This window comes from Brunnivagina elsteri CCALA 953 (assembly GCF_002289455.1).
GTDB classification, from domain to species: Bacteria; Cyanobacteriota; Cyanobacteriia; order Cyanobacteriales; family Nostocaceae; genus Brunnivagina; species Brunnivagina elsteri.
On the sequence record NZ_NTFS01000796.1, the window covers coordinates 1 to 1,060 of the forward strand.

Annotated in this window: 1 protein-coding gene; it reads left to right on the forward strand. The window is 32.7% G+C overall.

Going from position 1 to position 1,060, the window contains the following annotated elements:
• The first annotated feature begins 88 nt into the window (after positions 1-88).
• Entirely contained in the window at positions 89-1,015 is a 927-nt protein-coding gene (locus CK510_RS30730) for a branched-chain amino acid ABC transporter permease (RefSeq protein WP_095725166.1), read from the forward strand.
• Positions 1,016-1,060: the final 45 nt, after the last annotated feature.

Consider the following 1,060-nt stretch of genomic DNA (forward strand, 5'->3'; position numbering starts at 1 on the left):
GCTATTAGTAAGACCACAAGGATTACTCGGACGAAAATTTATTCAAAAAGTTTAATTTGTATTGGTTAATTATTAATAGTTATAATTTATGAGTGATTTTTTAAATACTTACGGTTCATTAATAGTCTCAATGGTCTTAGGTTCGCTGTTAGGATTATCTTTATATTTACCCTTAATGGCAGGACAATTATCTTTAGCAAGTCCTGGATTTTACGGTTTAGGTGGATATATTGCCGCGATTCTTTCCACAACTATATTTAGACAAACAAATGATATTTTTCCAGTACATTTACTATTTATAGAAATATTCATAGCTACGATTATATCTGGATTGTTAGGCATTGCGATTGGAATTCTAGTATTAAGACTGCGAGGAATTTATTTAGCGATCGCAACAATTTCTTTTGTCGAAGTTTTACGAGTAATTGCTTTAAATTTAGATATTACAGGAGGGGCAACTGGTATTCCTGGTATTCCTCAATCATTCCCGTCACCAATTGAATATTTATGGATTGCTTTACCTTTATTAATTATCACAATAATCTTAATTTATCGTCTCGAACGTGTACGAGTTGGTAAAGCATTAATTGCTATCCGTGAAGATGAATTAGCTGCCAGTTCAATGGGAATCAATCCAACCCACTATAAAGTATTAGCATTTACGTTAGGAGCGATTTTAGCAGGAATGGTTGGTGCGATTAGCGCTCATTTTTTAAATACTTGGAATGCACGACAAGGCACTTTTGATGCAAGTATTATTTACCTGACTTTTGTATTAATTGGTGGTTCTCGAACATTCCTTGGTTCGGTAGTTGGGGGTATGGTATTTACAGCTTTACCCGAAGTATTGAGAGGATTAGCTAATACAGGTGGTTTACCTGATTGGTTGGCACAATTTCTACGGGATGGAAGATTAATTATTTTTGGTTTTCTAATCGTATTTGGCACAATATTTTTCCCCCAAGGACTAATAACACCTAATATATTTAAGGTATTTAATGTATCTAAAAAATAGTTCAAAAACTAAAGATAAACATCCAATAAATTAAAATATTAAAAG